The sequence below is a fragment of the Methylophaga sp. OBS4 genome, assembly GCF_026319305.1.
Taxonomy (GTDB): Bacteria; Pseudomonadota; Gammaproteobacteria; order Nitrosococcales; family Methylophagaceae; genus Methylophaga.
Genome location: NZ_JAPDMV010000018.1, coordinates 1 through 24,323, shown reverse-complemented (window position 1 = coordinate 24,323; position 24,323 = coordinate 1). Strand labels below are relative to the sequence as shown.

At 49.6% G+C, this 24,323-nt stretch carries 23 protein-coding genes; 9 read left to right on the top strand and 14 right to left on the bottom strand.

The window, feature by feature from the left end; all coding sequences use genetic code 11:
• Nucleotides 1-699, top strand: coding sequence for a CatB-related O-acetyltransferase (locus tag OMP95_RS07180; protein ID WP_266327411.1), 699 nt, complete (start codon nucleotides 1-3; stop codon nucleotides 697-699).
• Here the strand turns inward: OMP95_RS07180 and OMP95_RS07175 are convergent.
• The 4 genes from OMP95_RS07175 to OMP95_RS07160 are packed head-to-tail and all read right to left on the bottom strand — an operon-like array spanning nucleotide 685 to nucleotide 4,860.
• Nucleotides 685-1,521 carry a sulfotransferase family protein gene (locus tag OMP95_RS07175; protein ID WP_266327410.1) on the bottom strand — a complete coding sequence of 279 codons (837 nt, stop codon included), beginning with the start codon at nucleotides 1,519-1,521 and terminating at the stop codon, nucleotides 685-687. The two genes, OMP95_RS07180 and OMP95_RS07175, sit on opposite strands and share 15 nt — an antisense overlap.
• A 44-nt stretch (nucleotides 1,522-1,565) precedes the next feature.
• The gene (locus OMP95_RS07170; RefSeq protein WP_266327409.1) at nucleotides 1,566-2,960 is read right to left on the bottom strand and encodes a lipopolysaccharide kinase InaA family protein; all 1,395 of its coding nucleotides are present in this window, start codon (nucleotides 2,958-2,960) and stop codon (nucleotides 1,566-1,568) included.
• Between the two features lie 5 nt (nucleotides 2,961-2,965).
• The gene (gene rfaP / locus OMP95_RS07165) at nucleotides 2,966-3,769 is read right to left on the bottom strand and encodes a lipopolysaccharide core heptose(I) kinase RfaP (protein ID WP_266327407.1); all 804 of its coding nucleotides are present in this window, start codon (nucleotides 3,767-3,769) and stop codon (nucleotides 2,966-2,968) included.
• Nucleotides 3,766-4,860, bottom strand: a complete 1,095-nt coding sequence (locus OMP95_RS07160) for a glycosyltransferase family 4 protein (protein WP_266327404.1) — start codon at nucleotides 4,858-4,860, stop codon at nucleotides 3,766-3,768. Before OMP95_RS07160 ends, rfaP begins: the two co-directional genes overlap by 4 nt.
• Nucleotides 4,861-5,079: 219 nt before the next feature.
• On the opposite strand from OMP95_RS07160, the gene OMP95_RS07155 reads away from it, so the two are divergent.
• The 5 genes from OMP95_RS07155 to OMP95_RS07135 all read left to right on the top strand — a co-directional run bounded on the left by OMP95_RS07155 (nucleotide 5,080) and on the right by OMP95_RS07135 (nucleotide 8,998).
• The gene (locus tag OMP95_RS07155) at nucleotides 5,080-5,646 is read left to right on the top strand and encodes a D-sedoheptulose-7-phosphate isomerase (RefSeq protein WP_266327402.1); all 567 of its coding nucleotides are present in this window, start codon (nucleotides 5,080-5,082) and stop codon (nucleotides 5,644-5,646) included.
• On the top strand, nucleotides 5,643-6,839 hold the full coding sequence (locus OMP95_RS07150) for an FAD-dependent oxidoreductase (RefSeq protein WP_266327400.1): 1,197 nt from the start codon (nucleotides 5,643-5,645) through the stop codon (nucleotides 6,837-6,839). The genes OMP95_RS07155 and OMP95_RS07150 overlap by 4 nt, the downstream gene beginning before the upstream one ends.
• On the top strand, nucleotides 6,836-7,660 hold the full coding sequence (locus OMP95_RS07145; RefSeq protein WP_266327399.1) for an aldo/keto reductase: 825 nt from the start codon (nucleotides 6,836-6,838) through the stop codon (nucleotides 7,658-7,660). The genes OMP95_RS07150 and OMP95_RS07145 overlap by 4 nt, the downstream gene beginning before the upstream one ends.
• Nucleotides 7,661-8,013: 353 nt before the next feature.
• Nucleotides 8,014-8,466 (top strand): VOC family protein, encoded by a 453-nt coding sequence (locus tag OMP95_RS07140; protein ID WP_266327397.1) that lies wholly within the window; start codon nucleotides 8,014-8,016, stop codon nucleotides 8,464-8,466.
• A 49-nt stretch (nucleotides 8,467-8,515) separates the two neighbouring features.
• Nucleotides 8,516-8,998 (top strand): hypothetical protein, encoded by a 483-nt coding sequence (locus OMP95_RS07135; protein ID WP_266327395.1) that lies wholly within the window; start codon nucleotides 8,516-8,518, stop codon nucleotides 8,996-8,998.
• Between the two features lie 124 nt (nucleotides 8,999-9,122).
• Here the strand turns inward: OMP95_RS07135 and hldE are convergent, their stop codons facing one another.
• Genes hldE through OMP95_RS07115 form a run of 4 tightly spaced genes read right to left on the bottom strand, consistent with a single transcriptional unit; the run spans nucleotide 9,123 to nucleotide 12,960 of the window.
• Nucleotides 9,123-10,568: a bifunctional D-glycero-beta-D-manno-heptose-7-phosphate kinase/D-glycero-beta-D-manno-heptose 1-phosphate adenylyltransferase HldE gene (gene hldE / locus OMP95_RS07130; RefSeq protein WP_266327393.1), complete on the bottom strand. Its 1,446-nt coding sequence runs from the start codon at nucleotides 10,566-10,568 to the stop codon at nucleotides 9,123-9,125.
• A gap of 37 nt (nucleotides 10,569-10,605) precedes the next feature.
• A complete protein-coding gene (waaC, locus tag OMP95_RS07125) occupies nucleotides 10,606-11,643 on the bottom strand; it encodes a lipopolysaccharide heptosyltransferase I (RefSeq protein WP_266327391.1) in 1,038 nt (345 codons plus the stop codon).
• A gap of 4 nt (nucleotides 11,644-11,647) precedes the next feature.
• Nucleotides 11,648-12,595 carry a homoserine kinase gene (locus OMP95_RS07120; RefSeq protein ID WP_266327389.1) on the bottom strand — a complete coding sequence of 316 codons (948 nt, stop codon included), beginning with the start codon at nucleotides 12,593-12,595 and terminating at the stop codon, nucleotides 11,648-11,650.
• Nucleotides 12,596-12,621: 26 nt separating this feature from the next.
• The gene (locus OMP95_RS07115) at nucleotides 12,622-12,960 is read right to left on the bottom strand and encodes a DUF2782 domain-containing protein (protein ID WP_266327387.1); all 339 of its coding nucleotides are present in this window, start codon (nucleotides 12,958-12,960) and stop codon (nucleotides 12,622-12,624) included.
• Nucleotides 12,961-13,054: 94 nt separating this feature from the next.
• Between OMP95_RS07115 and polA the strand changes: the two genes are divergently transcribed.
• Nucleotides 13,055-15,781: a DNA polymerase I gene (gene polA, locus OMP95_RS07110; protein WP_266327385.1), complete on the top strand. Its 2,727-nt coding sequence runs from the start codon at nucleotides 13,055-13,057 to the stop codon at nucleotides 15,779-15,781.
• Between the two features lie 12 nt (nucleotides 15,782-15,793).
• Here the strand turns inward: polA and OMP95_RS07105 are convergent, their stop codons facing one another.
• The 6 genes from OMP95_RS07105 to lptM all read right to left on the bottom strand — a co-directional run bounded on the left by OMP95_RS07105 (nucleotide 15,794) and on the right by lptM (nucleotide 20,677).
• Complete coding sequence (locus OMP95_RS07105; protein WP_266327383.1) at nucleotides 15,794-16,303, bottom strand: hypothetical protein; 510 nt, start codon at nucleotides 16,301-16,303, stop codon at nucleotides 15,794-15,796.
• 533 nt (nucleotides 16,304-16,836) lie between these two features.
• Complete coding sequence (gene xerC / locus OMP95_RS07100) at nucleotides 16,837-17,736, bottom strand: tyrosine recombinase XerC (RefSeq protein WP_323135117.1); 900 nt, start codon at nucleotides 17,734-17,736, stop codon at nucleotides 16,837-16,839.
• A 23-nt stretch (nucleotides 17,737-17,759) separates the two neighbouring features.
• Nucleotides 17,760-18,467, bottom strand: coding sequence for a DUF484 family protein (locus tag OMP95_RS07095; protein WP_266327379.1), 708 nt, complete (start codon nucleotides 18,465-18,467; stop codon nucleotides 17,760-17,762).
• Nucleotides 18,443-19,291 carry a diaminopimelate epimerase gene (dapF, locus tag OMP95_RS07090; RefSeq protein ID WP_323135116.1) on the bottom strand — a complete coding sequence of 283 codons (849 nt, stop codon included), beginning with the start codon at nucleotides 19,289-19,291 and terminating at the stop codon, nucleotides 18,443-18,445. The genes OMP95_RS07095 and dapF overlap by 25 nt, the downstream gene beginning before the upstream one ends.
• Before the next feature lie 2 nt (nucleotides 19,292-19,293).
• Nucleotides 19,294-20,544 (bottom strand): diaminopimelate decarboxylase, encoded by a 1,251-nt coding sequence (gene lysA, locus OMP95_RS07085; protein WP_266327377.1) that lies wholly within the window; start codon nucleotides 20,542-20,544, stop codon nucleotides 19,294-19,296.
• Between the two features lie 4 nt (nucleotides 20,545-20,548).
• Nucleotides 20,549-20,677 carry an LPS translocon maturation chaperone LptM gene (lptM, locus tag OMP95_RS07080; protein ID WP_266327375.1) on the bottom strand — a complete coding sequence of 43 codons (129 nt, stop codon included), beginning with the start codon at nucleotides 20,675-20,677 and terminating at the stop codon, nucleotides 20,549-20,551.
• A 314-nt stretch (nucleotides 20,678-20,991) separates the two neighbouring features.
• On the opposite strand from lptM, the gene pilB reads away from it, so the two are divergent.
• Together pilB and OMP95_RS07070 are read left to right on the top strand one after the other, a co-directional pair.
• Nucleotides 20,992-22,707, top strand: coding sequence for a type IV-A pilus assembly ATPase PilB (pilB, locus tag OMP95_RS07075; RefSeq protein WP_266327373.1), 1,716 nt, complete (start codon nucleotides 20,992-20,994; stop codon nucleotides 22,705-22,707).
• Nucleotides 22,708-22,710: 3 nt separating this feature from the next.
• Nucleotides 22,711-23,952, top strand: a complete 1,242-nt coding sequence (locus OMP95_RS07070) for a type II secretion system F family protein (RefSeq protein ID WP_266327371.1) — start codon at nucleotides 22,711-22,713, stop codon at nucleotides 23,950-23,952.
• Nucleotides 23,953-24,323: the final 371 nt, after the last annotated feature.

The following is a 24,323-nucleotide window of genomic DNA, read 5'->3' as shown; positions in this document are numbered from 1 at the left end:
ATGTTGAATTTGTATGAGCTATACCAGCGAATAAAGGCCAAGAAACTGGGGATCAAGCTCAGTAATATTCGTCATTTTGGACGTGGCTCACTACTCTGCCTGGAAGCACCTTGCAGGCTAAGTGATATCGTGGTCGATCTTGCCTTTTCTGAACATGACAGAGTGCAAATCGGCGCCTATAGCTATATTAGAAGTGGTTCGCAAATATTAAGTGTCGCCAGCATTGGCCGTTTTTGCTCAATTGGGCGTAATGTCACTCTGGGCTTAAATCCCAGAAACCATCCTGTGTCATGGGTATCTACCAACAGTCAGTTCAGTCAAAACTACTCAAGAAAAATTAAACCCCTTGAAATTGGGCATGATGTCTGGATTGGCCATAATGCTGTGATTATGGCGGGCATTACTATTGGCCATGGCGCAGTAATAGGTTGTGATGCTGTAGTGACAAGAAACGTAGCCCCTTATGAAATTTTTGCAGGCAACCCGGCCAAGAAAATCAGGCTACGTTTCCCGGAAGATATAGTCGAACAATTATTATCAACGCAGTGGTGGGAGTATGAATTCTCCGAACTCAAGGCTATCGACTTCGAAGATGTCGACAATTTCGCAAACAATGCTGCAAAACTCTCCAGAAAAGCCCACTACAAAACAGTATTCATAAACGATAGAACAGTGTCCACTGAACTAAAGCTGCCTTAACAAATGTCTCAACTTGCTTGTTATCTGTCCCCAGTTATGTGACTGAGACAATCTGTATAGCAAATGGCGCCTGGGCTGAGTGATGTATTTTTCACGCCATTTTCTGACAGCGGATTTAAGTTTGACCGGCTCCTCTGTATTGTCAGGTTCTACGCCTTCCAATTCATTGAGCCACTGTTCGTTTTTTTCATAACCTAAATTAATCAGAATATCTGTAATATCACCATATTTTTCCAATTGCGCTTTCAGGTATGATTTGGCGTTTCGCCAGTTTCCAATACTCACGGGACTGATGGGTCTTACCCCGCCCAGAGCCGCATCAGACTTACCAGATGGTGAGGCTTGTAGATGGTATTCACTAAACTTGGCTTTAGCGTTCAGGAACGGCAATTGTTGCTGTAATGCAAGCTGAACCTTATCAGGATCAGTGACTAAATCCTCATATTTGACCGTAATGAATCGGGGATGAGACGACAGCGATGTTGCGATTTCATGATGTCTTATCCAATCCGCCAGATTGCCCCAGATCTTTTTGCTCTGACTATTGTTTTTGTGACTTCTGCTTGAAATCGCATCACGCGGATCTCTCAACATATAAATCACGTAGAGATCCGGGTTCACCTTGAGCGGATAATCAACACGCTTGATATCGTTAGGCTTTTTGGTACACAGCACATCATATCGGCGCGGGAATTCCTTGAAAATACTGTATTCGTGATCGGTAAACGCGTCGATATCGAAGCAATTGATCATGATCTCTGTCATCAGAGTAGTGCCACTCCTGGGCAGACATCCGACGATGTGTATATGCTTTGCGGTCATAATTGTTCTGTCTATAAATAAATAATGAATCTGAGTGTTGATACTCAGGATAACATGGCCTTGAACTTGTCTTTTGTATCCGTACTTTGCCAATTCTTCATAAACCGGCGTTGATCCCGCGCAAATGCTTTCTGAAAAAACCAGTGATGGCGATGCTCTTGCATCGCATCAAGATCAATTAATTCTATTTCACCATGAGCCGTGAGCAATAAATTACTGGCTTTCAAGTCACCATGGCTAATACGGTATTGTGCCAGCAGCCTGAAAATCCGTCCTACCTGCCTCAATTCCGCCTCGGAAGGCGCCCGATCCGCATAGACTTTTGACAGCTCCTGCGCCTGCTCACTGAATTCGCAAATCAGGTAAGCCCTGGTTCTGAGCGGCCCCAAACGCTGCTCTACAAACCCCAGTACTTTCGGTGTCGCAATGCCCAGTAACTCCATCAGATTGCCATGTTGCCAGGCATTGGCCGCCCGACTGCGCCGCCAGCAGCGTTTCACAAAATGCCACGGAGATTTAATGTTGTAACGCTTAATCACCACCTGTCGGCCGCCCAGCCAGGTTTTCACCACCGTCGCGCTGTTACCCGCTTTAAGTACTTCGCCTGCATTCACCAGTTGGTCAATATTCTCCACAAAGCCGGAAGCGGCTTGCTGGTAGAACGAGCGCCTGAAAGCGAACTCCCGACGATTATTTTTCTCATAAACGGTCATCGTGCAGCTTCGGAAACGTTTGCTAAGGTAATTGTCTTTTCTTTTCTGCCAGGCTTTATCCAGCAGGTTTATAAAATGCAGTTGGGTATCTTTATCCAGCCGCCAGCCCCGCCCCCGATAATAATATTCAAGTCTTTCCAGCAAATGCTGTTGCTCATCCGGTTTGAACTGTACCATTAATCTGGCCAGATTTTTCAGGCTTTTTGACGCTGGCAGGGGCTTGCCAAACTGCCCTTGTATTGACGCCAGATCAATCAAAAACAGGCCTTTTGGCGTCATCAGCACATTATCGGTATGAATATCATGTTGATAGATGCCTGCTTTATGGCATTTGAGCATCAAATCCAGTAACGCCTCTGCGGCTTGATAGTCAGTCACGTCTTGCAGCGAAAACGACCGGGCCTCATCAAGGAATTGGTAGGCTACCGCCAGACAACCGGCAAAATTATCACTGAGAAAAATCTCTTTCGGCACAGCCACATCAGCAGCCCTGCAGGCACGATAGCCGTGCTGTTCTCTGGAAAGTTCACGCCAGCCTTTTTTCGATGGCACAAACAGCTTGAGCAACAGCGACAAGTTGTTATGTTCGGCTTTGACCACCAGCCGTCTGCCAGGCAGGAAGCGCAGGATATCGGTACAAAGATAATGTTGGCCCTCAACACAAAGCTCAAAAGGCGCTTTGATATCCTCACCGCCGGCCAGAAACTGCTGGATAACGTCAGACATCCCGCCTACCTCTGCCACTTGGCCAGCAAGGCTTTCGCCCGCTGTGCCACTTTATGCCAGAACACGCCCTGAGTCAGTAACAAATCACGCAAATCCAAACCGGAATATGCTTGCATAAAGCGATAATAATCACGTTGTGTCAACGGCACTTCATGAGCTGAAAACAGCAAAGCCCCCAGGTCTTTGACCTTCCAGCGTTGCGGTACCTTTTTTCGAATCTGTGCCCGGTGCAGGTCAATGACAAATAAACGGGTATCTTCATCAATCAAATTGGTGCGTGCAAAGCTGTTATCGAGTAAAAAGTGACATAGATAATAATCACGATGATTAAGGCCGCTTTCATGCATGATTTTACTGATACGCGCGATATGCTGAATCAAATACTGCTTGGTTTTGAAGCTGGGCGGTTGCTGCCACTGTTTGCCCAGATCTTCCAGGCTCATGGTATCAGTCAGATCATCGGTCACGATAAAAGAAGTCCGTCTGGCGGGATTCCAGCCACGCTCCCCGAAAGCCGCCAGCTGCATGGTATCGATGCCATGCTGCTGTAGTTTTTTGATCGCCCTCCATTCATTCCTGGCACTAATCACCGGCAAGCGGCCCTGCACCAGGTTCTTAACTATTTCCGCCCAGCCGACGCCGTGATGGTATTTAAGAAAATAACTACGGCCGTTAAGCTGAAAACGCAACGTGCGGCGGCCTTCCTTATCACGAAAGATCTCGCCTTGCTGTGTCGCCAGCAACGCAAAGACATCTTTACCCTGCCAGGCCGATGCCAGCTCTTCACGCAAAAATAAAGTCTGTTTCATGACCGGCACCATTTCTCAATCTGATCGGCACACAATTTTGCTCTGGAAGCAGCTGAAACTTGAGGATTGACCACACTTCGTCCGACAGGTTTTTCCTGCCCGGCGATCGTTGTCAACTTTGTGCCCAGCGCGGCAATCACATTCTTCTCAGGCATGATGGCCGACAGCGTATCGTTGCCGGCAAGAAAAGCATAACCACAAATATCACTGATCAACATTGGCAGTCTGGCAGCCGCCGCTTCGGCAAGCACCATACCGGCCGCCTCTTTGCGGGCCGGGTGCACCAGATAATCGGCAGCCAGATAAAAATGGGACAAGTCCGTCTGCCCTCCCCAGAAGCGGTAGCGGACCGATGCCAGCTGTGCCAGTCTATTTTCATAGCTTTGTTGCTTGCCATTACCCACGATCCATAATTCAAACCGGGCCCGCTGCTGCTCTGTCAGTGTCGCCAGGGCATCTATCACCCTATCCAGGCCTTTGGTATTGAAATCAGCCGCAACAAACAATAATAAAATCCGTTGTTGGTCTTGCAGTTCCTGCCGCCGCCAGGATCGGGCCTGCTCAAAAGTGGCCGGGGTGAAATGAAATGCCGGTTCGACACAGACCGGCAGCAACAGCTGGTTATCATCGGCAATATTAAAATTTTGCCGGTACTGATTGCGTTGATGTTCGGTCAGGAAAAACACTTTCAATGTCTGATTTTCAAACAGTTTCTTCTCAATAGCCGCGTAAGTGCGGTAGCGGGGTAATAACCGTCTTAAACCTCGATATCGGTTAGCCGTAAAACAGGGATCGGCAGCAAAATAAATATCTAGTCCGGCCAGCTTGGTAAACCCCACCACCACATCAAACAAACCTTGCTGCTTCAAAGACACCACATAATCAGATAAGGCTTTGATCCGGCCATGATTAGTGGGCTGGCTTTTTTCCAATTCAAACAAAGTCCAGTTTTCTGGCTTGTCACCATGCCATCCCAGCGTAATCACCGAGATCTGGTGCCCTCGCTGAGCCATTTCCGCAACCACGGCATAAAAATCACGTTGAGCGCCACCGTAAGGAAAATATTCAGTGATGGCAAAAGCAAAATGCATGAAATCAAATATCCCGGATTGAAAAAAGCACAGCGGGTATCAGGGTCGGTTGATGTTTCAGCTTCATCACAGGTGAGCACAAAAATATCCCACCCCCTAACATCTTTCTCGGCATTGCACTAGAATAATGATTTTTATCATATCCCAGTGCTATCTGCGGACTCTGACTGGCTCTGAACCAGACGCAATAGTACCACCTGGATTAAACCGAGGTAAGCCGTGTCATTCAAATCGACGCTGATTCGCCACCAAACCATGATCGAGGGCTTGTTTGCACTTGAGCCTCAGCTAGTTCAGTTAGTTAAACGCATCGCTCAAAGCCTGGCTAACGGCAACAAAGTCCTGTTTTTCGGCAATGGTGGCAGCGCTTCTGATGCCCAGCATCTGGCTGCAGAATTTGTCGTGCGTTATCACAAAGAGCGCAAACCATTGGCAGCGATTGCCTTGACCACCGATACCTCGATTATTACCGCGCACGGTAATGATTTCAGTTTCGACACCATTTTTGATCGACAAATTCAGGCATTAGCCAAACCCGGCGATATTGCCATTGGTCTGTCGACCTCCGGCAATAGTGCCAATGTGATCAATGGCATTAAAACCGCTCAGAATAATGATGTCTGGACCTGCGCTTTCACCGGCGACTCAGGCGGCCAGCTGAAAGCCTTAGCTGACGAATGTATTTGTGTGCCCGACCGGGAAACCGCCAGAATCCAGGAAGGTCATATTCTGATTGGCCACTGGCTGTGTGAAGCATTGGACGAAGCCGAACAAACCGATTCATGAACCGTCAACGCCTCACCACCGACGTTGTGATCTTTGGCGGCGGCATTGCCGGCCTGTGGCTGCACCGCCGTCTCAACGATATGGGCTATCACGCCCTGCTGCTGGAGAATGGCCGACTCGGCCAGGGGCAGACTTTAAGCTCACAAGGCATTATTCACGGCGGCAGCAAATATGCCTTGAACGGTATTCTGTCCAAAGCCTCGCAGGTGATAAGCCTCATGCCCGCCCGCTGGAAAGCCTGCCTGGATGGCGAAGGCGAGATCAATCTGCATCAGGTCAACAAACTGGCAGACCACCAGTTGCTGTGGTCAAAAGACAAATTATCGTCAAAACTGGTGTCTTTTTTTGCCAGTAAGGCTTTACGCAGCCGTATGCAACCGCTCAAAAGTGGTGCACGTCCGGCTTTATTTGAAGATCCGGCTTTTAAAGGCACCTTGTATCAACTGGATGAGCCGGTGTTGGATGTGCCCAGCCTGCTGCAAAATCTGGTGGCGCCCTGGCATTCACGTATGCTGCACATTTCTGCGCAGGCACCGCTTGAATGGCTTAAGCAGGATAATCAAACCCGGGCCGTGTTTATCGGCAAAGATTATGAAATCCAGGCCCAGCATTTTGTGTTGGCCGCCGGTGAGGGAAATGAAGCTTTATTGGACAGTCTCGGCTTGACACAGCCTGAAATGCAAAGACGTCCGCTACAAATGGTGCTGTGTAAAAGCAGGCAGGCCGATAAGCCGCTGCCGATGATTTATGCCCACAGCCTGGGTTCGGGCGCTAAGCCTATTGCGACCCTATCCAGTCATCAGGACAAAACCGGCAATATCGTCTGGTACATCGGCGGCAATATCGCCGAAGAAGGCGTCGGCAAAGCCAAGCAGACTTTGATCAATGAAGCCAAACAGCTACTGCAAACCATTCTGCCCTGGTTTGAATTACCGGATCTTGAGTGGGCCACACATTCAGTTAATCGGGCTGAACCGAAGCAATCCAGCCTCACTCGCCCGGACAGCGCTTTTGTCGACACTCAGAGTAATCTGCATATTTGCTGGCCGACCAAATTGGCCTTGGCCCCGGACCTGGCTGATCAAGTTATTACGGCTTTGCAAGCAGGCCATTTGACCACTGGCGAACATCATAATCCGCCTTTTGAACAGCCGAAAATGGCCGAGCCATTATGGGACCGGGCTTTTTTATGAGCTACCTGTCGCAACGCAACCTCATTGCCGATACCGGCCTTGCCGTATCACCACTGGGGCTGGGCACCGTAAAACTGGGCCGGGACAAAGCGGTGAAATATCCCCAGGGCTTCAAAATCCCCGACGATAAACAAGCCGCCGATCTGTTATCCCAGGCCTGGGCTCTGGGCATTAACCTGCTTGATACGGCGCCGGCCTACGGCCATAGTGAGCAGCGGCTGGGACAACTGCTGAAACAACAAAACCGCGACTGGATTATCGCCACCAAAGCCGGTGAATATTTTGATCCCGCCAGCGGCCAATCACATTACGATTTCACCCCCGAATCGTTAACCGCCAGCGTGGAAAACAGTCTCAGACTGTTGCAACGTGAGGTGCTCGATATCGTGTTGATTCATTCCGATGGAAATGACAGCGATATCATTCAGCGCCTGGGTGCTTTGGATACTTTGAACAACCTTAAACAGCGCGGTCTGATCAGAGCCACGGGCATGTCGACCAAAACGGTGGCAGGTGGCTTGCTGGCCTTAAAGCAGTCCGATCTGGTGATGGTGATGCATAACCTGTTTTATCAGGAAGAACGGGCCGTGCTGGAACAGGCCGCGCGCGACAATAAAGGCATTTTTATCAAAAAAGCCCTGGGCAGCGGCCATCTGGCCCAAGATCCGGATCAGGTTCAGACACAAACCGATATCGTGCAGGCCAATTTCGACTTTATTTTTGCCGAACCGGCCGTGACCAGTGTGATTATTGGAACCATTAATCCGATGCATCTGGCGGATAATGTGGCAAAGGCCATACAGGCAATTAAAAAGAATTAAACACAGAGGGCACGGCGATGACCTTAAATTGAAATTCCAGAAATAGTCTGAAAATAAAAGACTTTGTGATTTCAGGCTAAATCGGTTTAAACGCGAAGCCTTCATTCAAGATGGATAAAGACATGGGCGCTCGACTAACATCACCATCTCACTCCACTCGGATCAGGCAAAAAATAATCGTGAATCATTCACGATTATTTATATTGGCTCAAGTTAGCTTTTAATAAAAATCTAGTTTTCAATAACTTATTATGGCTGTACAAGTTTGATAAATAATTATGATCCATTCACGTTAATAAATATTATGAGGTCGAAGACTTCATTAACAGACTGTTAGACACCAAGGAGACATCATGACGGTCAAACGTATGGACAACGTCGGCATCGTGGTGGAAGACATCGATGCCGCCATTGAGTTCTTCACCGAACTTGGCCTCGAGCTCGAGGGTCGCGCCCCAATCGAAGGAGACTGGGCAGATGGCGTCACTGGATTGCGGGACATGCGCGTAGAAATTGCCATGATGCGTACACCAGACGGTCACAGCCGGCTCGAGATGTCCCGATTCCTCGCACCGCCTGTAGTCGCCGATCACCGCAGTGCCCCGGTGAACGCTCTCGGCTACCTACGCATCATGTTCACCGTGGAGGATATCGACGATACGCTCGCCCGACTCGGCAAACGCGGCGCGGAGCTCGTCGGCGAAGTGGTTCAATACGAAGACACGTATCGGCTCTGCTATATCCGGGGCCCTGAAGGAATTCTCATCGGGCTCGCGCAAGAACTCGGGCAACAGACTTCCCGATGAGCACATGTGACAGGTACAGACTTGATAGGAGATTAAAGGGGAGAGTTTTATGAGTAGCAGCTCGGAGGCAAGCAGCATCTTGCTTTACAGTTTAAACATCGGCTTCTTTCTATTCGGAATATTGGCGGAAGTGGTGGTACGGCGTTTATCTAAGCGTGAAAAAGTACACCCAATACGATGGGGAATTGCGTCTATTGTGGCCTTAAACGTGCTGCTTCTTGGTCTCGTTATAAGCCACTTTTCGAACATACCCGCCCAGGTGGCAACCGATGGCGTGCAACAATTCAACAACAGCGTATCAATGGGAGCAATGCTTGGCACAGTGATTTCTCCCGGTTTGATTATGCTTTGCTTGATCTGGATTTATATTCGTGTAAGAGCTGGGCAAATTGTCCTCAGGGTGGAATCTGCTGACGACATTGATGCAAGTAGGGTTGTTTCGATCGGAAACAAAGTGGCGACAGTAATTTTTTGGATCGTTGGAGGCGGTTTCTTGCTTTTGATTCTGGGCGCATTGGTATTTGGGAGCTGATACGAGTCCATGCGCATGCCATCATCTCGTTCCCACGGTCTCCCGTGGGAACGAACATGTGCTGGGAAATGCCACGGGGTTCCCACGCAAGAGCATGGGAACCAGATTTCACGTGTCTCTGAGGTTAATTTTTCTGATTAATCTTGTTCACGATCGCGGTAGTCGAGCAGTTTTCGGTCAGCCCCATCACTTTGACTTCACCGCCATAGCCTTCAACAATTTCCCAGCCAACCACGCCTTTTTTATCGTAATCGCCGCCCTTGACCAGGATATCGGGTTGAATCAGGCGCAGTAATTGTTCCGGCGTATCACCAGGGAAACAAGTGACCCAATCTACTGCCGACAGTCCGGCCAACACGGTTAAACGACGTTCCGCCGTGTTGATCGGACGGCCTTCCCCTTTAAGCTTGGTGACCGACTCATCGGTGTTGATAGCGACTATCAGCCGATCGCCCAGCTCCCTGGCCTGCTGCAGATAACTGACATGGCCCGCATGCAAAATATCGAAGCAACCATTGGTAAACACGATCTTCTCACCGCGTTTTTTGGCCTGATCAACGGCGATCTTGAGCTGCTCAATGGTGACCGCGCCACCGATGCTGTGATCGGTATTATAAATGCCCTGGTGTCGCTGATATTCGGCCTGTAACTCAGGCCCGCTGACCGTCGAAGTACCCAGTTTACTGACCACGATACTGGCAGCCACATTGGCCAAAGTGACCGCGTTTTCCAGGCTCTCTCCTGCCGCCAGCGCCGCTGCCAGCGTCGAAATCACGGTGTCGCCGGCCCCTGTCACATCCGCCACTTCTTTGGCGATGGCCGGCAGATGGAATTCCGTTTCGTCGGCATGAATCAGCGACATGCCATGTTCACTGCGGGTAATCAGAATGGCCTTAATATCGAGCTGTTTGATCAGCGTCTGCGCCTTGCTTATCAAATCGGCTTCAGATTCCACTGTACCGGCCACGGCTTCAAACTCGCTCATATTGGGGGTAATCAGATCCGCGCCGCGATATTTACTGAAGTCATTACCTTTCGGATCTACCAGCACCTGAATGTTTTTCTGTTTTGCTGCCTGGATCCAGAACTGCGGATCAGCCAAGGTACCTTTGTTATAGTCCGACAGCACCATGACCTGAGCCTGATCGAATACCTTTTCCGCCAGCTGATGCAGCTCTTTCGCGACTTCACCGGCAAAAAAGGTTTCAAAATCCAGTCTTAACAGCTGCTGATGACTACTCACAATGCGGGACTTGATAATGGTGCCTGCCTGGCTGCTCTGGTGAAACAAGCAATTAACGCCCACCGAATTCAGCCGCTGTCTGAGCATATCAGCTGCTTCGTCCTGTCCGGTAACGCCACTAACATCACAGCTTGCCCCCAGTGAAGCAATATTCATCGCCACATTCCCGGCCCCGCCGGGCACATCTTCCAGTCTTTCTACATTGACCACCGGCACCGGGGCTTCCGGCGAAATACGGCTGGCTTTGCCGAAGTAGAACCGATCCAGCATCAAGTCGCCGACAACGGCCACTCTGGCCTGATGGAATTCCGGAAATGTGTGTTTCATAGCTGTAAGTCAGTCGCTGCAGTAATAAAGCAAAACGTTATTGTGCTTGTAAAACAGCTTGCAGTCTATGCCAGACCTGCTCTACGTCCATCTCAGCCATACATACCGGCGCCCCGGCAACGGCCTCAGGCAGAGGACATTGCCGTTTATAACAAGGTGAACAGGTCATGCCGGTGATAAGGTGCTGCTGATGGGTTCCTGCCGTGCCAATAAGGTGGGTATCCGTCGAGCCGTAAAGCGTCATTGCCGGCTTGCCGATCATGGCTGCCATATGCGCCAGGCCCGTATCACTGCACACTGCGGCTTGCGCGCCCTGCATCAAGGCCAGCACATTATCGAGCGGCAATCTGGGTAAAGCATGCGCCTTATCAGATACCGAAGCTATCTGGCGTGCGCGCTGATACTCCTCGTCATTACCACTGGGTAACAGCAGACCGTATCCCTGTGCTGCGGCTTTCAAGATCAATGTCTGCCAATGTTGGACCGGCCATAATTTGGTCAGCCAGCTGGCATTATGCACCAGCATCAGATAACGCTCCGGAAGCGTGAAGTCGAGTTCGGGCAACTGACAGTGTTTCAGCTCAACACCATAATCAGCCTCAGTATCAGGCACCGCATAACCCAGCGCGGAAGCCAGGATTTGCCGCATGCGCTCTACGGCATGCTGATTGGGATTAACGTTAATCGTATGACGGTAAGCCCAGTGCGCCGGTTTTTCCCGGCAGCTGAATTTATCCAGGCCATAAACCGGGCCTTTTCTGAGCACACTGACAAAAGCGCTTTTCAGATTATTCTGCATATCGACGACAACATCGTAATCATCGGCATTCAAAGCCTTGTAGAATTGCCCCACTTCGCCGCTTCTAAAGCTGGTTAACCATTGCTTGCGCCAACTGCGATGAGACGTCGTGATCACTTTATCTACTTTCGGGTGCCATTTGGGCACAGCCGCAAAAGCTTTATCCACTACCCAATCGAAGCGGATATCAGGAAAAACCGCAGCCGCATCAGTCAGCGCCGGCAAAGCGTGCATCAAGTCGCCCATCGAGGTCAGTTTGATAATTAAAACGCGCATGAGCTCAGGCGAAGTCCAGACTCAGTGGATGGTCACGATGTTGTTGCAAAATTTTGAGAAAGGCACCCGGGTTCTTAATTTGAGTCAGCTCGCCTTCACGCGGAAATAACTGGTCCTGTAACCGTGACAGCCAGAAGCGCAACGCGGCCGCACGCAACAGCAGATTCCAGTTTGCCTGCTCGGCTTCGGTAAGTTGGCGTTTGCTGAGATAACCTCGCATCAGCGCCTGATAACGGGTTTGCTCCGGCAGGCCATGGTCATCAACACACCAGTCATTGACCACCACCGCCAAGTCATACAGCAGGTACTCATCACAGGCATAATAAAAATCAATAATGCCCTTGAGTTCATTACCCTCAAACAAAGCGTTATCACGGAACAGGTCTGAATGGGTCACGCCCCAGGGTAAATCCAGATCGGCATAACCGGCCTGGAAAGCCAGCTCGTTTCGTAATATAGCAGCACTATCCGCATCCAGATGAGGAAGCAGGGCATGAGCGGTGTCCTGACGCCATTGCGGGCCACGCTCGTTTTGACGGCGCGACTGGAATTCTTGACCTGCCAGATGCATTTCACCCAGGATATGGCCGATTTCAGCACATTGTTCAGCTGTTGCCACTGTGGCGACACCACGTCCGGACAACCGCAGCACCAATGCCGCCGGGCGATCACACAGTTTTTTCAGATAATGCCCCTGCCGATCAGCCGCCGGGTGTGCGGAAGGAATACCATGCTGGTAAAAAAAGGTCATCACCTCAAGAAAATAGGCCAACTCACCGAAATCATGCTGCTCAAACAGCGTGAGCACGAACTGATCTTCAGTAGTGGAGACAAAATAATTGGTGTTTTCGATACCGTCGCTGATCCCTTCATAAGAGACCAGATCGCCAACCGCATAATCACCCAGAAACGCGATCAGATCGTCGCGCCCGACTTCAGTGTAAACCGACATTAAAACTGCTCAGATTATGGTGCTGCTTACCACTCCAGCAGGATCCAGTTGGGTATCAGTAAACCGGAATCCAGCTCGAATTGTCTGGACTCAAGCGATCCGTCACCGTCCGTATCCATCAGGTAATAAGGTCTACCAACTGATGGCGTGACCTTGATCATATAGAGCTGACCACTGACACGGTATTCTTCGATAGTGCGATCTTCTTTTTGAATGATAGTAATGTCAGGCTCAATGCTCTCACCACTCTGTAAAGGCTCTGGAATCACCGGTGGCTTTTCCATTATCGATTCTTCATCAGCCGCCCAAACATTGGCTGTCATTAATACCGCAACTGCGCATACAATAGCGATTTTGTTAAACATGTGAATGCTCCGTGTCATTTAACACAAAGATAGCATTTCCGCTGCCATGAGAAAAGCAGTCTGTCGCTCACTGAACTGGTAATCAACAACGCTTATGACTCAAACTGCCCCTTTTATTCTGGTCGATGGTTCTTCTTATCTGTATCGCGCTTACCACGCCATGCCGTCGCTCACTAATTCCGCAGGCGAAGCTACCGGCACCATCTATGGTGTGATTAATATGTTGCGTAAATTATTGCGCGATTATCAGCCGGAACATATCGCCGTGGTCTTCGATGCCAAAGGCAAAACATTTCGTGACGATATATACAGCGAATACAAAGCGCACCGGCCACCGATGCCGGATGATCTGCGCGAGCAAGTCGAGCCTATTCACGAAATTGTCAAAGCAATGGGATTGCCGCTACTGATGATTGATGGCGTCGAAGCCGACGATGTGATTGGCACTTTGGCCCGCCAGGCAACTGAAGCCGGCATTGAAACGGTCATTTCCACCGGCGACAAAGATATGGCGCAGCTGGTCAACGAGCATGTGACGCTGATCAACACGATGAGCAACACCATCACGGACATCGACGCCGTTAAAGAAAAATACGGTATCAGTCCGAATCAGGTTATCGATTATCTGGCTTTGATGGGCGATAAAGTCGATAACATTCCGGGTGTGCCTAATGTCGGTCCTAAAACCGCCACCAAACTATTGCAGCAATATCAAACGATGGAAGAGGTGATCAAACACGCTGATGAAGTCAAAGGCAAGCTGGGCGAAAATCTGCGTAAAGCCTGTGAAGATCTGCCGTTGTCCTATCAGCTCGCGACGATCAAGCTTGATGTTGAATTGGACTGCAGCCCCGTCAGTCTGCATATGCAGCCACAAGATACAGCAACCTTACTCTCGCTGTTCAAACGGTTTGAGTTCAGAACCTGGACGGCTGAGCTGGAATCCGGCTCCAATCCGGTGACCGTCACCGCAGCATCAGCCGTGCACAACTCAAATGCCACCACAACCGAACAAAACTATCAAACCATCCTGACTGACAAGCAGTGGCAGGACTGGCTGCAACGGTTGAACCAAGCCGAGTTATTTGCCTTTGATACGGAAACCACCAGCCTCGACTATCTGGAGGCACGTATTGTCGGTGTATCGTTTGCCATTAAGGCCGGAGAGGCAGCCTATCTGCCGCTGGCTCATGATTATCCGGGCGCCCCTGAACAGCTGGAATTCGACAAGGTCATGCAGGATCTGAAACCGTTGCTCGAAGATCCGCAAAAACTCAAAGTCGGCCAGAATCTCAAATATGATCGCCACGTATTACTGAACCACGGCATTGATCTGCAAGGCATTGCCCATGACACCATGCTCGAATCCTATGTACTCGACAGCACCGCCACCCGTCATGATATGGACTCGCTGGCAAAAAAATACCTAGACCGCGACACGATTCATTTCGAAGATGTTGCCGGCAAAGGCAAAAAGCAGCTGACCTTCAATCAAATCGGTATTGAAGAAGCATCCCCTTATGCGGCTGAAGATGCCGATATCACGTTGCAACTGCACCATGTATTGTGGCCGAAAATCCAGGCTATTCCTTCTCTGGTCAAAGTCTACACAGAGCTGGAAATGCCTTTATTGCCGGTACTCAATACGCTGGAACGCAATGGCGTCAATATCGATATCTGGATGCTGCAACAGCAAAGCGACAATATGGCGCGGCAAATTGAAGAACTGGAAAAACAGGCCCATGAAGCGGCAGGCCAAAAATTTAACCTGGGCTCTCCCAAACAATTGCAGGAAATCCTGTACGACAAACAGCAACTGCCGGTAAAGAAAAAAACCCCGAAAGGCCAGCCATCTACAGCGGAAGAGGTATTGCAGGCACTGGCCGATGACGGTTATGAGTTACCGCAGATCATTATGCAGTATCGGGGCTTAAGTAAGCTCAAATCGACCTATACCGACAAATTGCCGCTACAGGTCAACAAAACCACGGGGCGAGTACATACTTCTTATCATCAGGCCGTGACCGCCACCGGGCGTTTATCGTCATCGGATCCGAACCTGCAGAATATCCCGATTCGCAGCGAAAACGGCCGCCGCATCCGCGAGGCGTTTGTCGCCAGCGACGGTTATATCCTGCTGGCCGCTGACTACTCTCAAATTGAGTTACGCATCATGGCGCACCTGTCCGGTGATGAAAGTCTGTTACAGGCGTTTGCCAAAGGCGAGGATATTCACCGCCATACCGCCTCGGAAATTTTCAATATCGCATTGGATGAAGTCAGCAGTGATCAGCGCCGCAGTGCCAAAGCAATTAATTTCGGGCTAATCTACGGTATGTCCGCACATGGGCTGTCGAAACAGCTCGGTATCGAACGCCATCAGGCGGCCGAATATATGCAAACCTATTTTGAACGATATCCGGGCGTACGCAAATATATGGATAACACGCGTGAACAAGCCAAACGGCAAGGTTATGTTGAAACGATTTTCGGCCGCCGCCTTTACCTGCCGGAAATCAATTCCAGCAACGGCATGCGCCGGCAATATGCTGAGCGTACGGCGATTAATGCGCCCATGCAGGGCAGTGCCGCCGACATTATCAAAAAGGCCATGATCAATATCCACCACTGGTTATGCCAAACGGATAACGGCATTCGCATGATCATGCAGGTGCACGATGAACTTGTGTTTGAAGTGCCCAAAGATCAGTTGGATATGGCCAAAACCACCATTGAGAAGTTTATGGATGGTGCAGCGGACTTGAGAGTGCCGTTAGAGGTGGGGATTGGTGTTGGGGATAATTGGGAACAAGCCCACTAGCATTATCCAGTGTCAATTGTTTCGGAGGTTCTCCACAAGACTTACAAGAGGATCTTCTGTGTTTAAGGCTAACTCATCGTAATGCAAATCTAGGTCTGGACCTGAAGCATAACAAGCAATTACACCAGGAACGGGAATTAGCTCATTCAAATCTTCTATTGCCTGGATCACATCATCCTTGATGTCCATTAGAACTTTCTCGGTCAGCTCGAAAGTTTTCTTAAGACTTTGATTAATGACTACAGATGTAGACTCCTCTTTGACTTTTGTTATCAGTCCGTGCAAGAGACTATTTCTGCGCATAGTAAGCTCTTCTATTCTGTCACAAAGTTTCTCAAGAGCTTCACCACCTTTTACCAACTCTCTTAGACCGGGTTCAGAATCATAATTGCGACAATGCTCACCTGCTTTACGACATGCTGATAATCCATTCAGCTTAACACCTAATGAATGATTTCTATAGCGTTCTTGAATCTCGCTTAGAGGGAGGTTTCTTGTCCTCTTTATTGCCAGCAATACCATATGTTCTAGCCGACCAAATAGAATTGTGAGTTCACCAATCTGACAAGTCAGGTGTAGGCATTGCCTCAGCTAAGTCGATAAAGTAGGTTTTCATAACAAATCTTCCCTATTTTCTCTATTGAGCTGTCATTGTGGATGCGTTTGCTCAATCATGGCATCTATTTCGCTTAGACGGCGAGTTAGAAATTGCACGCCCATGTATCCTGACAAAAAGCCGCTACTCATCAGCGCAACAGGGGAATTTTTGAGATCTGAAACAGCAGATATTTATGTACCCAATATGCCCTTTTGCGCAGCCGAGCATCGCAAATCAGTTTGGATTAAACACGGCGAGTGTTTGAGTGCAGCGAGTTTTCGTCGTGTTCCAAACTGATTGAGAAGCGCAGGGAACCCGAAGGGCAAGCATCGGGCTGCCCTTTTGTTTGGTTCGTTTATTTTGGGCACGCAAAATAAATGAACTCGCCACCAAGGCGAAATCATCAGTGCTGTAGATTGCCGCGGCCTGCGGGCCAGTAATGACTGTAAATCAGAGTTTAAGAATCTGATCGTTTCTTAGCCCGCGGATGGGCGGCATCGTAGACTTTCGCCAGGTGCTGAAAGTCAACATGGGTGTAGATCTGGGTAGTGGCAATATCGGCATGGCCCAGTAATTCCTGCACCGCCCTCAAATCGCCGCTGGCTTCGAGCATATGCGAAGCAAAAGCATGGCGCAGCCGGTGTGGGTGCACATGGTCAGAAATACCCTGTTTTTTGCCCCAGAAACTGAGTCGTTTCTGTATCGAGCGCACGCCCAGACGTCTGCCTTGTTGGGTAATAAACAAAGCCGGCTGGTCGAAAAAACCCGTTTGGTCACGTTTTTCCAGCCAGTTTTGCAAAGCTTTTATCGCCTGACTGCCAACCGGGCAGACTCGGCTTTTATTGCCTTTACCGGTCACATAAACCAGATAATCGCCAAAGTCGATATCCCGGATATTCAAAGCAGCCAGCTCGGCAAGACGCAGGCCGGAGGAATAAAACAATTCCATAATCGCCCGATCACGACAGGCCACAAAAGTATCTGCTTGAGTGCGCTCCAGTAACGCATTCATCTGATCGACATCCAGGGTGGAGGGCAGCCGTTTTTCCGCTTTAGGTGCTTGCACGGCCTGCGCTGGGTTATTCTCGACGAGCCCTTCACAGATAAGAAAACGATAAAAACTGCGCACCGCCGACAACATGCGCTGAATGGTTCGGCCGGAAAGCCCCTGCCGGTGCAGTAAGGCGATAAATTGACGAAGGTGGCTGGTCTTGATTTGCTGCCAGCCGTTCAGTTCCTGCTGACGACAAAAATCATTGAGTTGTTCCAGATCCCGACGGTAATTATTGACGGTATGGGCGGAAAGACGACGCTCACCGGCCAGATATTGCAGAAACGCGCTAATGTCTTCCGGCAGTTCACTCATACATTGATGCGTAACTAGTCATGATGGGCGTGACAAAATTCTCTGACAATTCGCATAAACACCTCACCCAGGAAACTAAGGTAGTCAGTGCCCATATCGGCATGAAAACGGTTGGCATCGTGGCTGCCAATCGCCAGTAATCCGGCACAGGGCTCATGGCCCAAAGGCAAACATGCTACCGATTGTATTGCCGCAGCCTGCTCGGGGAACAATAATTGTTTTTGTGTTTTGGTAAGGCGGCCGCAGACCGGTTTCTGTTTGCTGAAAAGATTGTCGAAACTGCGCAAACTTTTATCGTCGGCGTGCAGCTGGGAGACATTGGCAGCCAGCTCCGGCAGCGTCAGCTCCTTGTCTGCACTGTAAAATAATCTTAATGCCACATCATCAGCCGCAAATTCATGTTTGAGTTCGGTGACTAGCGTCTTGATCAAACTGGCCAGATCGGGGGCATCGAGCAGATTGAGACAAAGTGCATGAACCCGCTGCTGAAGCTGTGTGTTGCTGTGGGCGTTGTCAAGCAAGGCGTGCAGCTGTTCGTTCAGCTGTTTATTTTTGTCTTGCAAGCGCTGCAGCTGTTTTTGTGCCAGGGAAATAGTCCCCTCGGGAGAGCTATTCAGCTCCAACGATTCCAGTAGCTGCGGGTTTTGCAGAAAAAAATCCGGATGCTGCTGCAGGTAGGCTTCAATATCAGTGGTGGTTACATTTGGTTTAGTGTCGCCCACGCAATTTCTCCATCAAACACATGTTCAGCCGGCCCGGTCATCCACACAGAGGCATCGTCTTCCGGCCAGCTGATTTGCAATTCACCGCCGGGCAGACTGACTGTCACATTGTTAGCCAGCAATCCACGTCTAATACCGCTCACCACGGCGGCACAGGCCCCCGTTCCACAAGCAGAAGTCTCGCCGGCACCTCTTTCATAAACTCTGAGCTTGATAACTTCTGAACTGACCAGCTGCATAAAGCCGGCATTGACGCGCTCAGGGAAACGTTCATGCACTTCAACCAATGGTCCGATTTCGGCAACTGGTGCCGTATCGATATTATCCACCAGCATCACGGCATGGGGATTACCCATCGACAAAGCCGTGATCTCCACTTTGCCATGCTCTGGAATAGCCAGCATGTAAGTAGTGGCCAGTTCTTCTGCCACAAAGGGAATATCGGCAGGCTCAAATACGGGTTTTCCCATGTCTACTGTCACCGAGCCATCCGCCTGCAGGGTGGGGTATATCAGACCCGATACCGTTTCCACCGCTATGGTGTCTTTATCGGTCAGCCCCTTGTCTCGGACAAAACGGGCAAAACAACGCGCACCGTTACCGCATTGTGCCACTTCGCCGCCATCGGCATTAAATATACGATAACGAAAGTCGGCATCCGCGGATTGTGGCGCCTCCACCAGCAAAAGCTGATCACAACCGACACCGAAGCGTCGGTCAGCCAGAAAACGAATCTGCTCGTTGCTCAGATTCACTTCCTGGTTAATGGCGTCAATGACAATAAAGTCATTGCCAAGGCCGTGCATTTTGCTGAATTTCAACATATCTATGCCTGCAAAATATGTTCACCGGCGAAAAGCGAAGCGACCGTTTCACGCTCACGCACCAGATGCATTTCATCACCATCCACCATCACTTCCGCGGCACGGGGACGGGAATTGTAATTGGAACTCATGGTAAAGCCATAAGCGCCGGCTGAACGAATCGCTAACAAATCACCGGTTTTTATTGCCAGTTCTCGATCTTTACCCAGAAAATCACCTGTTTCACAGATAGGTCCCACAATATCATATGTGACTTTTTCTGCATCAGAATTGCTTATCACCGGCTGAATATCCTGCCAGGACTGATAGAGCGCAGGTCTGAGCAAGTCATTCATCGCTGCGTCAACAATAGCAAATTGTTTGGCTTCTGTCGGTTTGATGTACTCAACTCTGGTCAATAAAATTCCGGCATTGCCAGCAATCGCCCGGCCCGGTTCCAGCAGAATTTCCAGGTCTCTGCCCGTTAATAGCTCACGCAGCGCCGCTGCATACTCGGCAGGAGTAGGCGGGATCTCATCACGATAATGAATCCCCAGTCCCCCGCCTATATCCAGATGTTTGACCACAATGCCATCTTGTTGCAGTTGGTCTATCAACTCCAACACCCGTGACAATGCATCGACAAACGGAGACACCGAAGTCAATTGCGAACCGATATGACAGTCCACGCCGACTAGCTGCAGATGAGACATATTTTGCGCAGATTGATAAACCTGCCGGGCATCCTCGATTGCAATACCAAATTTATTTTCTTTAAGACCGGTAGAAATATAAGGGTGGGTCTGCGCGTCAACATCCGGATTCACTCGAATTGAGATGGGCGCAATCATGTTTAACGAGGCTGCCACAGCATTGATACGGCTCAGTTCGGGAATTGATTCCACATTAAAGCAGCGAATCCCCTGGTTAAGTGCATACTCAATCTCTGCGCCAGTTTTGCCGACACCGGAAAAGACGGTACGTCCGGCATCCCCTCCCGCAGCCAGAACCCGGGCTAATTCACCGGCTGAAACAATATCAAAGCCCGACCCCAAGCGCGCAAGCACATTCAGCACCGCCAGGTTGGAGTTGGCTTTGACCGCATAACACACCAGGTGAGGCTGTCCGGAAAAAGCGTTGTCAAAAGCACGCCAGTGACGTTCCAGCGTCGCGCGGGAATAGACATAGGTAGGCGTACCGAACTGCTCAGCGATGTTGGCCGTAGGCACATTTTCCGCATAAAGCACCCCTGCCTGATACTCAAAATAATCCATCTGTTTACCTTGCCTCTACTGAATTAAATTGTCCTTCAGGTAGATAAAGGTCACCCTTTTGACCACAGGCACTGAGCATCAGCAGTGCACAAATCAACAGCGCCAGCGTGTTCCAGCGAGTTATTTTTTGCATTTTTTGTTTTCCCCAATGATTTTTAACCGGCAGTATATACGGGAACAGGCTTACCCGCCTAAGAGGCTGATGATATTCTCCCGCTAACCGCGTTGCTGCCAGAAAATGGTTCAGGCAGAATACCTACTGTGGCTAACGCCTCTTATCAAGGGTAACGAAACAGCCTGCCTTACTCTGCGGAAAATGTATTTCCGCTGCGATTTATCGCGAAATCATACACAGGCTATTAACATCTGAAACTAGAATTTCTAGCGCAACTTACATACTATTAGCATTTATGAGCTTAAGCTTATGTTGAGGAATCGCAATTAGTCATGGCAAATATGGCAACATCTATCAGACTCAGCGGTTTGGCACGACGTCTCGTCAATGAGGGGTTATTGAATGAAGAGCAGGCTCAATCTGCTCAGACCGCCGCAAAAGAAGCCAAACAACCTTTTGTCACCTACCTGGTTAACCACAAAATTCTGGGCAGCCAGGATATCGCCGCTATTGCTTCGCAGGAATTCGGGGTTCCCCTGTTTGATATTGACTCGATGAACCTGGATATGGCGGCCACCAGCCTGATTCAGGAAAAAATGATTCGCCAGCACAATGCCTTGCCATTGTTCAAGCGCGGCAAACGTCTCTACATCGCCGTATCTGACCCCACCAACCTGCAGGCATTGGACGAATTCCAGTTCAATACGGCGATGAATACTTATCCTATTCTGGTGGATGAGCAAAGACTTTCAGCTTGTATCGAAAAAGCGCTGGATAAAACCGCCGAACAGCTGGACAGCTTCGGGGATGCCGATCTCGATGATCTCGATCTGGGTCCGGACGACTCAAACAAAGCTGAAGATATCACCGAGGCCAATATTGATGACACCCCCGTCGTCAGGTTTATCAACGGCATTCTGACTAACGCCATCAAAGCCGGTGCCTCGGACATTCATTTCGAACCGTATGAGAAAAAATACCGCGTGCGTATGCGTATCGACGGTATTCTGCATGAAGCTAAAACAGCGCCGGTAGCCCTGGGCGGCCGTATTGCAGCCCGCCTGAAAGTTCTGTCGCGCCTGAATATTGCTGAACGGCGGGTACCCCAGGACGGGCGTATGCGCATGAAATTGTCCAAAACAAAAGCCATTGATTTTCGTGTTAACAGCTGCCCGACTTTATTTGGCGAAAAAATTGTTTTGCGTATTCTCGACCCCACCAGCGCCCAGTTGGGCATCGACGCACTCGGTTATGAAGAAGATCAGAAACAGATCTTTATGGAAACCATGCACAAACCCTACGGCATGGTGCTGGTAACCGGCCCTACCGGTAGTGGTAAAACCGTATCTCTTTACACTGCCCTCAATATTCTCAACACCGGTGATCGCAACATTTCCACGGCGGAAGATCCGGCTGAAATCAGTCTGCCCGGCGTCAATCAGGTCAATGTGCACCCTGCAATAGGCCTCACCTTCTCAGAGGCACTGCGCGCTTTCCTGCGCCAGGATCCAGACGTCATCATGGTCGGTGAGATTCGTGATCTGGAAACGGCCGAGATTGCCATCAAAGCCGCTCAAACCGGTCATATGGTTTTCTCTACCCTGCATACCAACGATGCGCCGCAAACCCTGACCCGTCTTGCCAATATGGGTGTACCTGCTTTTAATATTGCATCCGCTGTTACGTTAATCATCGCTCAGCGTCTGGCCAGACGTTTATGCAACAAATGTAAAGCACCGGAGACTCTTCCAAACGAGACCTTGCTGAATGAAGGATTTACTCAGGAACAAATCGACAACGGCGTGACCGTTTATAAAGCTGTCGGCTGTGATAATTGCACGGAAGGTTATAAAGGCCGTATCGGTATTTATCAGGTTATGCCAGTATCCGATGCTATGGGCCGTATTATTATGGAGGGAGGCAACTCCATTCAACTGGCCGATCAGGCAGCAAAAGAAGGCATTGATGATTTACGTGCATCAGGACTGAAAAAAGTGGCTGCCGGATTGACCAGCCTTGAAGAAATCAACCGTGTGATCAAGGAGTAGCCTGTGGCACAAGCACAAGCGCGCAAAGCAAAAAAAGTCAAAGTCCCTGACATATATCTATGGCAGGGAACCAACAAGCAGGGCCGACGTGTTAAAGGGCGGCTGAGTGGCGAAAATGTTAATCAGGTTCGTGCCGAACTGCGTCGCCAAGGTGTTGCTCCGCTCAAGGTAAAAAAGAAACCAAAAGACCTGTTCAAGCCTCGCAAACCGCCGATCAAACCGGCGGACATTGCCGTATTCAGTCGCATGTTAGCCACGATGATGTCTTCGGGCGTGCCACTTATGCAATCGATGCAAATCATCGGTGAAGGTCATGAAAATGCCAGTATGCAGGAAATGATACTGGCCATTAAATCAGATGTTGAATCGGGCACCAGCCTGGCCGAGTCGCTGTCCAAATTCCCTTTGCATTTTGATGATCTCTACATCAATCTGGTCAATGCCGGTGAGCAGTCCGGTACACTCGAGACCTTATTGCACGAAATCGCCAATTATCAGGAAAAAACCGAAGCCCTGAAAGCCAAAATCAAGAAAGCCCTGGTTTATCCGACCGCCATCATTGTGGTCGCATTCCTGGTCACTGCCATTTTGATGATTTTTGTTATTCCTCAATTCCAGTCATTGTTTACAGGCTTTGGGGCCGATCTGCCCGGCCTGACGAAACTGGTGATTCGCGTTTCCGAGGTCTTCCAGCAATATTGGTGGCTGATATTTGGAATCATTATTGGCACGGTTGTTGGTTTTATGGCAGCGAAAAAACGTTCCAGAAAACTGCAGCACTTTCTGGATAGATTGCTGTTAAAAATGCCCGTTATCGGTGTGGTCATGACCAAAGCAGCCATTGCCCGCTTCTCACGCACCTTTTCTACCATGTTTAAAGCCGGTGTACCGATGGTCGAAGCCATGACGTCTGTTGCAGGCGCAACCGGTAATATCGTATATGGTGACGCCACTCTGGAGATGCGTGATGAAGTCTCCACCGGTACGCAATTAAATAAAGCCATGCTGGAAACCGAACTGTTTCCAAACATGGTAATTCAGATGGTCGCCATCGGTGAAGAGTCCGGTTCACTGGATGCGATGTTGGCTAAAGTGGCAGACTTCTTTGAGCGTGAAGTCGATGATGCCGTGGATAATATGACGGCATTGATGGAACCTATCATTATGGTTTTCCTCGGTGGTATTGTCGGTACGCTGGTTATCGCGATGTATCTGCCCATCTTTAAACTGGGTGCAGCCATCTAGGGCCTGCTAACACTAATTGCATTATCATCGCTACTGGAAGCCATTTTTGCTCCCAGCACGGCGGAAGGAGTGAAATCTAGTGGTTCTACATGAACGACTGACAACGCCGCTGGGGGTAAAAAAGGCCCCAGCCCTTCGGGTTGCGGCTAAAATTCCGCCACTTTTCGTTATTCGTCGCTTATTTGGAATAAACAAACCGCACTCCTCATGCCTCAATTGGCAAAATTTTAGTCACAACAGTGACAATGCAATTAGTGTTAGCAGGCCCTAGATGGCTGCACCCAGTTTAAAGATGGGCAGATACATCGCGATAACCAGCGTACCGACAATACCACCGAGGAAAACCATAATGATAGGTTCCATCAATGCCG

What these genes read in the sequence shown, in the direction of transcription:
- OMP95_RS07180 (WP_266327411.1), top strand. Translation starts at nt 1, where the DNA reads ATGTTGAATTTGTATGAGCTATACCAGCGAATAAAGGCCAAGAAACTG.
- OMP95_RS07175 (WP_266327410.1), bottom strand. Translation starts at nt 1,521, where the DNA reads ATGACCGCAAAGCATATACACATCGTCGGATGTCTGCCCAGGAGTGGC.
- OMP95_RS07170 (WP_266327409.1), bottom strand. Translation starts at nt 2,960, where the DNA reads ATGTCTGACGTTATCCAGCAGTTTCTGGCCGGCGGTGAGGATATCAAA.
- rfaP (WP_266327407.1), bottom strand. Translation starts at nt 3,769, where the DNA reads ATGAAACAGACTTTATTTTTGCGTGAAGAGCTGGCATCGGCCTGGCAG.
- OMP95_RS07160 (WP_266327404.1), bottom strand. Translation starts at nt 4,860, where the DNA reads ATGCATTTTGCTTTTGCCATCACTGAATATTTTCCTTACGGTGGCGCT.
- OMP95_RS07150 (WP_266327400.1), top strand. Translation starts at nt 5,643, where the DNA reads ATGAACCGTCAACGCCTCACCACCGACGTTGTGATCTTTGGCGGCGGC.
- OMP95_RS07145 (WP_266327399.1), top strand. Translation starts at nt 6,836, where the DNA reads ATGAGCTACCTGTCGCAACGCAACCTCATTGCCGATACCGGCCTTGCC.
- OMP95_RS07140 (WP_266327397.1), top strand. Translation starts at nt 8,014, where the DNA reads ATGACGGTCAAACGTATGGACAACGTCGGCATCGTGGTGGAAGACATC.
- OMP95_RS07135 (WP_266327395.1), top strand. Translation starts at nt 8,516, where the DNA reads ATGAGTAGCAGCTCGGAGGCAAGCAGCATCTTGCTTTACAGTTTAAAC.
- hldE (WP_266327393.1), bottom strand. Translation starts at nt 10,568, where the DNA reads ATGAAACACACATTTCCGGAATTCCATCAGGCCAGAGTGGCCGTTGTC.
- waaC (WP_266327391.1), bottom strand. Translation starts at nt 11,643, where the DNA reads ATGCGCGTTTTAATTATCAAACTGACCTCGATGGGCGACTTGATGCAC.
- OMP95_RS07120 (WP_266327389.1), bottom strand. Translation starts at nt 12,595, where the DNA reads ATGTCGGTTTACACTGAAGTCGGGCGCGACGATCTGATCGCGTTTCTG.
- OMP95_RS07115 (WP_266327387.1), bottom strand. Translation starts at nt 12,960, where the DNA reads ATGTTTAACAAAATCGCTATTGTATGCGCAGTTGCGGTATTAATGACA.
- polA (WP_266327385.1), top strand. Translation starts at nt 13,055, where the DNA reads ATGACTCAAACTGCCCCTTTTATTCTGGTCGATGGTTCTTCTTATCTG.
- OMP95_RS07105 (WP_266327383.1), bottom strand. Translation starts at nt 16,303, where the DNA reads ATGGTATTGCTGGCAATAAAGAGGACAAGAAACCTCCCTCTAAGCGAG.
- dapF (WP_323135116.1), bottom strand. Translation starts at nt 19,291, where the DNA reads ATGTTGAAATTCAGCAAAATGCACGGCCTTGGCAATGACTTTATTGTC.
- lysA (WP_266327377.1), bottom strand. Translation starts at nt 20,544, where the DNA reads ATGGATTATTTTGAGTATCAGGCAGGGGTGCTTTATGCGGAAAATGTG.
- lptM (WP_266327375.1), bottom strand. Translation starts at nt 20,677, where the DNA reads ATGCAAAAAATAACTCGCTGGAACACGCTGGCGCTGTTGATTTGTGCA.
- pilB (WP_266327373.1), top strand. Translation starts at nt 20,992, where the DNA reads ATGGCAAATATGGCAACATCTATCAGACTCAGCGGTTTGGCACGACGT.